Annotated in this window: 1 pseudogene; it reads left to right on the top strand. The window is 64.2% G+C overall.

The features are described 5' to 3' along the window. A pseudogene (locus SKC42_RS27380) lies at positions 1-909 on the top strand (EspA/EspE family type VII secretion system effector); the annotation flags it as partial. Positions 910-1042 lie beyond the last annotated feature (133 nt).

Below are 1042 nucleotides of genomic sequence, written 5' to 3'. Positions count from 1 at the left end.
TGGCTTCCCGGTCCGTATGAGGGGGACTGTCTGGAGAAGCGGTCGCAGTGCTTCACACAGGTGGCTTCGCTGCTGAGCCAAGCCCGTGTTCCTGGTTGGAGCGGTACGGCGGCCGGGGCGTATTCCGACATTTTGGGGCAAATGATCGGCGTGGCACGCGGGCTTGGAAAGAATGACACCGGCATGGCACGCGACGTAGCGGCGCAGGCCGAGGTGATCGGAGATGCGCAAATCGCAATTTCAGCCGGCCAAGGTTTTTTGGCGGCCGCGCTGCCCATCGTACTGGTTATGGAATCTCGACCCGAGACGGTTATAGCGGCGGCCACCCTCGCTCTGGTCGCTACGAGTATGGCGGTCGCCGAGGCTCTTTTCTATCTCATTCGTAGTCTTGTTTCGGCTTATCGCGTCGCGGGCTTAGCGCATGACCACGACTACCGGGTCCCAAAATGGTCGATACCTTCAGTCATCGCGATGCATTCCGCGTCCCCTGCCGGTGTCCAGGCTGGTCCTATGGGGATGGGGTCCGATGGTGTTGCCGGCTATTCGGGCTCGGTTGTTGATGGGGGTGTGACCGCTATAGCTTCGATTCCTGGTCCGGCCAGTGCGGGGTTGGCTGCGGTTGAGGGTTCGGGCGTTGGTGTGGGGGGGACTGGGGTGGTGAGCCCGGCGTCCGGGCCGCGGCCGTCGGTGCAGTCGGCCAACCGTGCGGTGGCGGGGGTTTCGTTGTGGGAGCGTTCTGTGGTGCGGGGCCCGGGTGTGGTGTCGGTGCGTGACGGGTCTGCTATTTCCGGGCACGTGGCGGGGGCGGCGGGGGTGTCGAGTGGTAAGCGTGCGCCATTGAATGCCGGGTTGGCGGCGGGGGCTGTGGGGGATGCGGATGCGTGCGCTGAGGATCTGGTGCGTGCATGAGTGCGGACGTGAGGAGTGCGTTGATGACTGAAGTGACGGTCGAGCCAGCCAGGTTGAAGGAGGCTGCGAAGTATTTGCGGCAAGCGGCCGAGCAGGCGGCTCAAGGGGTGAAGGCGACCGAAGAGGCCGACTT

It is taken from the genome of Mycobacterium sp. 050134, from assembly GCF_036409085.1.
Classification (GTDB): Bacteria; Actinomycetota; Actinomycetes; order Mycobacteriales; family Mycobacteriaceae; genus Mycobacterium.
The sequence above is the reverse complement of the archived record's forward strand: the minus strand, read 5'-3'. Positions and strand labels throughout refer to the sequence as shown.